Raw genomic sequence first — 9,198 nt, 5'->3', positions numbered from 1 at the left:
GGCTACACAACCAAGGTAGGCAGGGCGTGTCTCTGTCGCGGGTACTGCTTGAACTTTGCCAATCTGACCATCTTCTGTTTTACAGATTAGATGGCTGTCATCCTCCTTGTCGGCATTTATTGACCGCTTTTGACTGATCCACGCTGCACCAAGTAATGCAACGGCACCTATTACTGCGGCTATGATCGTTGCATACGCAGACCACCGCACCTCACCGTTCTTAGTCATGAAACGCCCTTTCTACTCCATTTCTGCTACGCCAGATCCGTTTCGCTGAAATCCCGACCCTTATAGAGCAGCGGAACCTGTTCGGACTTCGCGCAGGCATAGGACAGCGCATCGCCCATGTTCAGCTGTGCTGGATGTCCGACCTGCTTGCCATAGATCGCCAACGCCGCGATCGCAGCCTTGCCGATCTCGCTGGTGATCGGCATGTCCTGCGCTTCAAGGGCTTCCAGCAGCAGATCAACCAACCCGGTCGCATCGGCGTAGTCGGCAGCAGTGGCCGGTCCCTTGCCGCGCGTCTCGATCCGGGCGCGCACCAGCGCCAGCACCGCCTCCATCCGCACCACTGGCGAGAACCGCAGCTTGCCGCGTGCGGCCTCCATCGCCTTCAGAAGCGCGGTGCCGTCAGATTCCTTCAGCAGCACCGCGACCAGCGCGCTGGCATCGAGAAACATCAGTCCTCGCCCCACATCTCATCCATGAACGCTTTGTTGGTGCTCTTCGTCGCGACGAACCCGCCGTCAGCCGCCTGCCGCTGGATCTTCGCAACCCGGTCCGCCAAGCTTTCCTTGGCGGCCAGCGCCTCGATCTGCGCCGCCAGGGCGCGGCGCACCGCCTCGCTCTTGTTGCTCTGGCCCGTCATGGCACAGTATTTCTCGACCAATGCGTCGATCTCGTCGCCCCTTATCAGGATTGCCATGTGTATATCCTCTGATGTATGATCGATATATACACATCAAGATAGATTTCTGCAATTCCCGAGGTCAGTGATTTTCGACAGGTGATCTTCATGCGTTCAGCCGATCTTGCCGTCCCCGCCAGCCGCTATCAACTCGGCCCGGAAACATTCGATGCCACATCGCCGAACTGGCAAAGCATCCTTGCTGTGGCGCATCAGAAAAAGGCCCGGCCGGCCTGCCTCTGTTCACCAGCATCCCCGCTCATGTATGTGGCCAAGATCCAGGGCGAATATTACCTGAAGCGGATGCCCGGCACCGGACACGCCCATGACCCATCCTGCGACAGCTTCGCCATGCCGCCGGAACTCTCTGGTCTCGGCCAGGTCGAAGGCAAGGCCATCACCACCGACGACAGCGGTGAAACCACCATCAAGCTGGATTTTCCCCTGTCCGTTCGGGGCCGGCGCGGCGTTGCCCCTGATGCGGGCGATCACGAGCCTACCACCGCAGAGGCCAGCCCGAGCAAACTGGGCCTGCTGGGCCTGCTGCATTTCCTCTGGGATGCCGCCGGGCTGACAATGTGGCGGCCTGCCTTCGCGAGACGATCATGGTGGATCGTCCATCGCGAATTGACCGCCGCGGCCGAGCGCGCCAAGGCCAAATCCATGCCGCTATCATCGGTCCTGTTCGTGCCGCCAATGTTTTCCGTGGAGAAGAAGGACGAATTGACGGCCGCCCGCAGGCGATTCCTTCATCACCTGCAGCCGATCAAGGGAAAGCCCATGCCCCTCGGTGTGCTGGTGGCCGAGCTGAAGGAGATGAAGCCCTCACAATATGGCCGCAAGATTCTATTCAAGCACCTGCCCGACATGGCTTTTTTCATGGACGAAGATCTGTGCGCCCGCTTCGACAAGATCGCGGGCGACAAGATCCGCGACGTGGAAGCCGTCGACGGTGCACATTCCATCGTGATCGCCACGTTCAACATGCGCGGCAACTATGCCGAAATCCGGCAGATCGCCGTCATGCCTGTCACGGCGCAATGGATTCCCTTCGATCATGATCGCGAGCTGCGTCTGATCGAGGCCATGCGAGATCGCCATTTCAGCAAAAGTCTACGCTACAACATGCGCCAGGACGCCCCGATCGCCAATGCCGTGATGCTCGACACCTCGCCCCCCACCGCTCTTTACTGCCCATCGCAAGCACTCCAACCCGAACTCGAACGCGAACTGGTCGAAATCGCAGCAGAAGGCGTCTATCCGGCGTGGATCTGGCCGGCGCAGGATGATGACATGCCGGGATTGCCAGCTGCTGGATAAGAGAAGCAAGGTAGCCAGCCAGCACCCTCGGAGCGGTTTTCGCTAGACGAGCTTCAAAACGCGTCATCAAAGCCCTAGTGAATCATGACCATGTCTTCGATTTCAAACGGTCCCGCCCCGAAAATTCGGTTGTAAGAATGGTTCCACACGGCTTTCAAAAATATGCCTTCTGCCTCCCGGTAGGACCAGAAGACCTTCTTGTATTCGCTGTGCTCTGAGCGAATTTTGATCGCATTGCTGTCCGAGTGCAGCCTCCCGGTTTCTCCGTCATCCTTGATCTCGACCAATGCGATACTGTCGCGGGTGCGCCGTCCGCTGACGCCCACAACGAAATCAGGGAAGAACCGCTTTCCGGTCGGCAGGATCAGCCGCGTTGCCCACTTCTCGTTTTCCGGGTTGCGCAGCCACCACTTGATCCGGCCCGTGTCGTCATTGTCCAGCATTTCGACAAAAGCTCGCTCGGGTCTGTTGTAACGACCGATGAAGGCCCCGTAGGCCCCCTTCTTGGCCTTCGGCGCATCCTTCGGCCCAAACAGCTCGGTCGGGATCGGCTCGTTGCTCTCTAAGCGAATGTGATGGCCCTGCGCAATGCGGACGGCCTCTTTGAGCGCCTGCGGCTGGCGCAGGATGGCCAAGTTGATCGTCCTGCGAATGTCGCGGCTCGTCGCGGCGATACCATCCTTTTTGCACAAGCGCGCAAGCTCGGCCTCTACCGCTTCACGGATGCGGCGGGGGTCGATCCCGTCATTGAACATAAGCTGCGCTTGCGCTTGCTCCGCAATCCGGGCCGCCGACATCCTGATACTCAAGTTTCGCTGATCCGTCTGACCCGCGTTGAACAGGTCGCGCATCGACAGTTCGGCGTTGCTGTTCACCGCCAGCAGCATCGAGGTCATGGGCACCAATCGACAAAACTCGCGGGCGATCTGCGGGCAAAGGTCGCCTTCAATGTCGAACAGGTTCGGCAGTTCCTCCCGCACCAACGCGGATGGAATGCCCAAGTCAGTCCGCAGCAGATACTTCACCTGATGCTCTTGTGGCAGGGCCTGTGCGGCTGTCACGCGCGGCGAGAGCGCGTCTGGCAGGTTCGGGAATAATGGCGGGATAGCCGGGGTCGACAAACCCTTAACCGCATCAAGCGCGCTTTGCTGGCGCAGGGTCGAGGCGGTGGCATAGTTCGGGTTCAGCAACCCCATCGACACCTGCCGCTCAACCCGGTCGCCCTCGGTCTCACCCGGCACTGTTTGCACGGGCGGGGGCGGCAACGGCGTTGCGCCATAGCTTTCCGCCGCCCGCGTATCGTTGCCCAGCACATTCACGTCGAGCGTATCGGTCAGAACCGCGATCCCCTCGCGCACTGCTTTCAGATCGGCGGCGGCTTCATCCAGCCCAACCTGCAACTCCGGGTCCGACATGAAGACATATCCCCGGTCCAGCAGCGGCTCTGTCCCATGCAGCGGGCGCACCAGCGGATGCACCCGCATGATCCGCCCCACGATCTGCAACCCGAAATCCCGCCCGCGTGACGGGCGCACGGAAACTAGCGTCCATGCCCGAGGCGCATCGAACCCGGTCGCCACGGCCAGCTTGAACACCAGAACCTCGATCTCGGGGTCATAGGCCAGCGTATGAAACGCGGGGTCCGGCTCGCCCGAGGTGTGAACGGCAATCGCCTTTTCGGGCACCCCGATCTCGATCAGCCGCTCCTTCACCCGCGCAACCGGGTCTTCCTTGCCCTCTTGCTGATCCTCGACCTGCACCAGCATCAGCGGCGTCAGGCTGATCCCCTTCTCGGCCAGCTTGTCCTTGATGAACGAATGCTGCGACCACCCTGCCGTCAGGGTCGCCACTTCGGTGTCGATGAGCGCCCGGTCCTCTTCCTTGAACCGCAGCACGCCGACCATCAGGCCGATCTTGTTCAACCCCGCCTTCACCACGGCTTCACGGGCAACCGTCACGCGGCTTGCCACCTTCAACCCGGCATCGCGTTCGAACTTTTCCAGCTTGGCATCGTTCGGCGTGGCCGTGGCCAGCACCGTGAAATCGGGCGAGAGCACATTCAGGAAGAAATCCGCCGTCGCCGCCGCACCTGAGCCGAAATTCAGATGCGCCTCGTCGATAACCACGCCGATACGGAAACCCCGCTCGCGCAACTCGGCGATCATGCTGTCCACCGACAGCGACGCCTCCTTGTCGGTGCGGACCTTGCGGCTTTCCTTCTTGACCACGGCAACCGAGGCCCAGGTCTGCACGAACACATCACCATCCCGTGCGGCGCTGGTCTCGCGGTCGGCATAGACATCGCGCTGGCGCAACGCGCCGCATTGGGCGGTCAAGACGCTGCGGGTCTGCGTCACCAGCCCGGCATAGGGGGCGAACCAGAACCATACCGTCTTGGCGGAAAGCTGCCCGCGCACGGCTTCCAGCGCACGGCCGAGCATCAGGGTCTTACCCGATCCGGTAGGGGCTTGCAGCAGGATCACCCCCAACTCACGGGAAATCCGCGTCCGGTGCTGGGGTTCGCGGTCATGCAGGGCAGATACGGTGCGCAGCGTCTCGGCCATCGCATCTACGGCGTTCAACTGATACTTGGCCAGAGAAACTCGGAAATCAGCGTCACCCGTCATTGGCGGAACCTTCCGACCAGTTCGGTGCGCACCGATCGCACGTCCAGCGCGTCGCCAAGGACGGCGGTAATCTGGCCCGGTGCCCAGGCATAGACAAAGGCATTCTCGCGCCGCTCGGCCACGCCGCGCAGATGGTCCAGCAGTTCGGTGCTGACCCGATCCGCAAAGATCAAGGTCTGTTGCTCTGTCTTGTGCTCCTGCCACGGCGCTTGGGTGAGCTGCGTCATCGGCAGGCGGTGCAGTGTTTCCAAGGCCGCCCAAACCTCGGCAGGTGAAAGGTCTTGGTCGAGGTCTTCAAACTCGATCTCGCGGCAGCGCAGATAGGCGAAGTCGGCGGCAAGGTCGGCGAATTTCTTGTCGTCCGAGGCATTCAGGCGGCGGATGCGTTCCGCCGTCACGTCGCGGCAGATGTTCTTTTCGGGGTCATCGGCGGTCGCCTCAGTAGACGACACCATGATGAACCGCCGATCCGCGCCATCCTCGGCGTTCAACTCCATCACGGCTTGGGCCGTGGTTGCTGACCCTGCAAAGAAATCGAGCACTATGTCGTCGGGGCCTGTGGACTGCCGGACAAGCTCGCGGATTAGGGAAACGGGCTTGGCATAATTGAATGCCTTTGCGCCGAAAACGTCCTTGATTGTTTTGGCCGCTTCCATGTTCGTGCCAGCCACGATTTCGTTAACTTCCCCTTCTGGCAGGGTATCAGTTTCGAAATTGGGCGTGATCCAGCTTGAAAGCGGCTGCGTCGGCGCCTTCAGTTCTTTCTTGTAGCGCTTCAAAGAAGGCGTGCCGAAACCAACCTTTTTCCCGACCCAAAACTCAAGGTTAGGAGTGTCTTCGCGCAGAAATGGGGCGTTACCACTGGACGGCACATCGCCAGACCGGATCGCCGCCATTAACTGCTCCAAATCTTCCCAAACTGTGACGCGCTGTTCAGTTGGAAAATAGATATAGCCGTCAGCAACAAATTCTTCGATGAACCGCGTTCTGATCTTCTTTTTTTCGTCACCAAAGACCTTGGAGGCGTATCGCCAAACACTATCAGGGTTGCAAGGATACCAGATTTGGGTGTCAGGATCATGGAGAGGATAATAGGTGTTCGGTCGCTCAATCCTATTGTGGGCCTTCGTTAGGTCTCCACCCGTCCGGTAGTAATCCTTCTTGGCTTCGTCCCAATGCTTGTAAAGATCGAAAGTTTTCTCAGTGCCGGAGAACCGAAATCCTGACTTACCATAGGCCAAGACATGCTCATGGTTGTCGGATAGAAACGCGCCTTTCGTATCGTTTCCGCCCGTCCGAGTGCGCCAGGCAAACGACCCCACGCGCATCCCCGGCATGGCTTCATCCATCAACAATTCCAGCTTCGCCCGCTGGTCATCATTGATCGACACAAGGATCACCCCATCCTCGGCCAGCAAATCCCGCGCCAGTGTCAGGCGGCGGAACAAGAACTCCAGCCAGGTCGAATGGAAATAGGCATCCTCGGGGTTGGCGTAATGGTCGTTATAGACCCAATCCTTCGCTCCGGTGTTATAGGGCGGGTCGATGTAGATACAGTTGATCTGCCCCGCCATCGTCATACGCAGCCAGCGCAGGGCATCGTAGTTGTCGCCCTCGATCACCATGTTCCGCCAAGGCGCGGGCTTGTCCGACAGGTCGGGGATGATCGTCGCCGCCACGAAATTGGCGTCCACGGCGTTGTCCGCCTCGATCTCGTCCCGCTCCCAGACCAGCCCCAGCTTCTTGGTGCGGTCCCGCTTTTTCAGCAGTTCGATCAACTGCTCGCGGGGAAGATCGTCATATTTGCTCATGCCCTGTCCCGTCTTCGTGGGGCGATGTTGTCGCCCGGTCGGCGCGCAGCCGGCGAGGCAAGCCCGCAGTCCGCAGCCAAGCGATACACCGTGGCCGCCCATGTCTCAACGCCGGAGGCATTGCGTTAGCCCAGCAGGCTACTCCACCTGCCTTCAGCCCGAGCCACGCGTTCACGCGTCTCGGCACCGTGGGTGACAGTTCCTGTCGCGGGCCCAACGGCGCCGGCAGGTTGTCCAGGTCGGAGCGCAGCACAGGGCCTTGCAGGCTGACAGCGAGACGCCAAGGATCGAGCGTCAGCCTGTGGTCAAGCTGCACCTTCCAAGGATCATGAGGCCCGTGTGCCACGGGCCACGCCAGCCGGGGGATTCGGTCGAAGCCGAACGCCCCGGCCTTTGTTTGGCCGCGCCAGGGCGCGGCCGTCTGGAAACCGCCGGTTTCCCCGTCAACCAGAAAATGCTGCGCCGCCTGCGGGGCCGTGTCCTCGCGCGTGCCGCGCTGCGGGCCGCACCACCCCCTTGTCGACTGGATTTTCAAGTTGCCGGGCCCCCTTCCCGCCCTCGCCGGGAGGCAGGGTTTCAGGAGAGGCGCGCGTTCCGCGTCCTCTTCTGAAACCCCGCCCGATTATGGGCATCCCGACCACGGCAAAGACCAAGGCGGGACCGTCGCAAAAAGGAAACTGACCATGGGTCTGGACCAATACGCCTACAGCATTTCCGAGGAAAATGCCGCAGAGGGTGGCCATGTGCCGCAGTTCACGTGGCGCAAGCATTCCCGGCTGCAAACGTGGATGGAAGCCCTCTACACCGCCCGCACCGGACTTCATTCCGACAACCTCAACTGCGGTGAGTTGCGGCTGACCGAAGCGGACCTGACGGCGCTGGAAACTGCCATCCGCGAGAAGGCTCTGCCCGTCTGTCACGGCGGATTTTTCTACGGCCACCAAGCGCAAGAGGAACAGGCGGACGCCTATCACGATCAGGACCTCGCGTTCTGTGCATGGGCCAAAACTGAAATCAGCGAGGGCCGCGCCGTCGCCTATTCCTGTTGGTGGTAATCGGATCGGCCCGCGCCGCGAAGGGCGGGTCGTGGCTGGCCTGTCGAGCAGGCCAAAAGGGAGGGACGGCCAACGTCCCCCCCGACCATCACAGCGTGAAAGGAGGTGATTGAAACGAACGAATGGCTTGAACAGCGCATCACCGAAGCGTGGGCGCTCATCAGGAAGGGCGGACATTCCGCGAAGATCGGCCGCGCCTTGCTGATCCAGCACGGGGTCATGTGATCCCCTCGCCTTGGCCCATACGGGCCGGGGCACCGATACCACAAAAACCACGTCGCAAACAAGGATATACACCATGAAACAGAGTGCTATCGACAAAGCCCCGATCCAGTATTTCCCGCTGGATCACCTCTATCTCTCGCCAATGAACCCGCGCACCCGGAACGGCGCCGATTGGGATGGCCTGCGCCTGCTGGCCGAAAGCATCAAGGTCGCCGGTCTGATCCAGAACCTGGCCGGGCATCTGGATGAGGACGGCAAGGTCGGCATCGTCGCCGGGGGCCGTCGCCTGCTGGCCATGACGGAATTGTCGCCGGAGGACATGGCGTCTATCGGGCTGGCGGAAATCCCAGTGCGGATCGCGCCGGATGAAGCGACGGCGCGGGCATGGGCCAGCATCGAAAACATTGCCCGCGAGGCCCTGCACCCCGCCGATGAAATCCGCGCCTATGGCCGGATGGCCGAAAGCGGCAGCACCGTCCCGGCCATCGCCCGCGTGTTCGGTCAGACGGAAAAGCATGTCTATCGCCGCCTTGCGCTTGCCGCCCTGCCCGTTCCCGTGCTGGATGCGCTGAAAGCCGGAGAACTGACCCTTGGTGCTGCTGAATGTTTCACCGTGGCCCAGAGCGAGGCGCTTGCCTTGGAGGTTCTGGACCGGGTGCGCGGCGAGGACTATTCCGTCGCGCGGCTGAAACAGATGTTGCAGCCGGAAGCCATCGGCAAATCTGATCGTCGCGTCGTCTATGTCGGGCTGGATGCCTATGAGGGCGCGGGCGGTCATCTGACTCGCGATCTGTTCGCGGATCAGGTCTTTCTGACCGATGCCGATCTGCTGGACAGCCTCTATGCCGAAAAGCTGGCCATGGATGCCGACATGCTCGGCCAGGGCTGGAAATGGGTCGAGACGAGCGACGACCAGTATATCCCCTATGAGGTCACGTCGAAACTCGACCGCATCTATCGCATCGAGGGCGAACTGACCGAGGAACAGGCCACCCGCTATGACGAACTGGCCGAACTGGCCGAGGGCGACGTGCTGGACGAAGCCGGTCAGGCGGAACTGGATGCGCTGGAAGCAATCTGTGACGGTGAGTTTACCGACACGCAGCGCGACCATGCCGGGCTGTTCATCTTTGTGGCCCGCGACGGACAACTGACCGTGCAAGCGGCCTTTGTCCGGCCCGAGGATCGGGACGCCGCCATCGCGGCGGAGGTTCTGACCGGCCATGCCGCCATGCGCGGACAGACCGGCAGCG

Annotated in this window: 8 protein-coding genes; 3 read left to right on the top strand and 5 right to left on the bottom strand. The window is 61.2% G+C overall.

All coding sequences use genetic code 11. From position 1 onward, the window contains the following. The 3 genes from ACFSCT_RS09945 to ACFSCT_RS09935 form a co-directional block, all read right to left on the bottom strand. Positions 1 to 228 (bottom strand): hypothetical protein (locus ACFSCT_RS09945; RefSeq protein ID WP_379142388.1); only part of this gene is annotated, 228 nt, incomplete at its 3' end. Between the two features lie 26 nt (positions 229 to 254). After that, positions 255 to 680 carry a type II toxin-antitoxin system VapC family toxin gene (locus tag ACFSCT_RS09940; protein WP_379142386.1) on the bottom strand — a complete coding sequence of 142 codons (426 nt, stop codon included), beginning with the start codon at positions 678 to 680 and terminating at the stop codon, positions 255 to 257. Then, positions 680 to 925, bottom strand: a complete 246-nt coding sequence (locus ACFSCT_RS09935; protein WP_379142384.1) for a type II toxin-antitoxin system VapB family antitoxin — start codon at positions 923 to 925, stop codon at positions 680 to 682. The genes ACFSCT_RS09940 and ACFSCT_RS09935 overlap by 1 nt, the downstream gene beginning before the upstream one ends. 90 nt (positions 926 to 1,015) lie before the next feature. Between ACFSCT_RS09935 and ACFSCT_RS09930 the strand changes: the two genes are divergently transcribed. Then, on the top strand, positions 1,016 to 2,227 hold the full coding sequence (locus tag ACFSCT_RS09930) for a DUF1173 family protein (protein ID WP_379142382.1): 1,212 nt from the start codon (positions 1,016 to 1,018) through the stop codon (positions 2,225 to 2,227). A 74-nt stretch (positions 2,228 to 2,301) separates the two neighbouring features. Here ACFSCT_RS09930 and ACFSCT_RS09925 read toward each other — a convergent pair whose 3' ends face one another. After that, positions 2,302 to 4,854, bottom strand: coding sequence for a DEAD/DEAH box helicase (locus ACFSCT_RS09925; protein WP_379142408.1), 2,553 nt, complete (start codon positions 4,852 to 4,854; stop codon positions 2,302 to 2,304). After that, positions 4,851 to 6,665 carry a site-specific DNA-methyltransferase gene (locus ACFSCT_RS09920; protein WP_379142379.1) on the bottom strand — a complete coding sequence of 605 codons (1,815 nt, stop codon included), beginning with the start codon at positions 6,663 to 6,665 and terminating at the stop codon, positions 4,851 to 4,853. Before ACFSCT_RS09920 ends, ACFSCT_RS09925 begins: the two co-directional genes overlap by 4 nt. 683 nt (positions 6,666 to 7,348) lie before the next feature. Here ACFSCT_RS09920 and ACFSCT_RS09915 point away from each other — a divergent pair. Together ACFSCT_RS09915 and ACFSCT_RS09910 are read left to right on the top strand one after the other, a co-directional pair. Continuing rightward, a complete protein-coding gene (locus tag ACFSCT_RS09915; protein ID WP_379142377.1) occupies positions 7,349 to 7,720 on the top strand; it encodes a phosphoglycerate kinase in 372 nt (123 codons plus the stop codon). Positions 7,721 to 8,018: 298 nt separating this feature from the next. After that, the coding region (locus ACFSCT_RS09910; protein WP_379142375.1) for a ParB/RepB/Spo0J family partition protein at positions 8,019 to 9,198 on the top strand (1,180 nt) is incomplete at its 3' end.

It is taken from the genome of Paracoccus pacificus (genome assembly GCF_042680785.1).
GTDB classification, from domain to species: Bacteria; Pseudomonadota; Alphaproteobacteria; order Rhodobacterales; family Rhodobacteraceae; genus Paracoccus; species Paracoccus pacificus.
The sequence above is the reverse complement of the archived record's forward strand: the minus strand, read 5'-3'. Positions and strand labels throughout refer to the sequence as shown.

Excerpts from the sequence above, each read along its gene's own strand:
- ACFSCT_RS09925 (WP_379142408.1), bottom strand. The coding sequence starts at position 4,854 with ATGACGGGTGACGCTGATTTCCGAGTTTCTCTGGCCAAGTATCAGTTG.
- ACFSCT_RS09940 (WP_379142386.1), bottom strand. The coding sequence starts at position 680 with ATGTTTCTCGATGCCAGCGCGCTGGTCGCGGTGCTGCTGAAGGAATCT.
- ACFSCT_RS09920 (WP_379142379.1), bottom strand. The coding sequence starts at position 6,665 with ATGAGCAAATATGACGATCTTCCCCGCGAGCAGTTGATCGAACTGCTG.
- ACFSCT_RS09930 (WP_379142382.1), top strand. The coding sequence starts at position 1,016 with ATGCGTTCAGCCGATCTTGCCGTCCCCGCCAGCCGCTATCAACTCGGC.
- ACFSCT_RS09915 (WP_379142377.1), top strand. The coding sequence starts at position 7,349 with ATGGGTCTGGACCAATACGCCTACAGCATTTCCGAGGAAAATGCCGCA.
- ACFSCT_RS09935 (WP_379142384.1), bottom strand. The coding sequence starts at position 925 with ATGGCAATCCTGATAAGGGGCGACGAGATCGACGCATTGGTCGAGAAA.